Origin of the sequence: Paraburkholderia sp. SIMBA_030, from assembly GCF_046535245.1 — a bacterium.
GTDB lineage: Bacteria > Pseudomonadota > Gammaproteobacteria > Burkholderiales > Burkholderiaceae > Paraburkholderia.
On the sequence record NZ_JAWRXB010000301.1, the window covers coordinates 1 to 286 of the forward strand.

Annotated in this window: 1 protein-coding gene; it reads right to left on the minus strand. The window is 57.7% G+C overall.

The genetic code is table 11. From position 1 onward, the window contains the following. Positions 1-286 (minus strand): Mur ligase family protein (locus SB772_RS40095; RefSeq protein ID WP_410838530.1); only part of this gene is annotated, 286 nt, incomplete at both ends.

Here is a 286-nt window from a genome sequence, read left to right on the forward strand (position 1 = left end):
GGAGTCGTCGAGCAGCAACTGGTTTTCTGCCAGTTGGATGGGGAACAGACGGCCTGGAACAGCTTTCAGATTTGCCAGCCCCGCTTTGATAGCATCAAGCGTTGCGCCCACGGACATGGAGAGCGCAGCGGCTGCCAGCGCATTCGCAATATTGTGACGCCCCGGCAACGGCAGCAGAACATCGACGCTACCGGTTGGGGTTTGTAGGGTAAATTCCGTACCGTGCGAGGTCACATGGATATTGGTGGCGGTGAAATCGCTGTTGGCGGCATTGGGTGAGAAACGC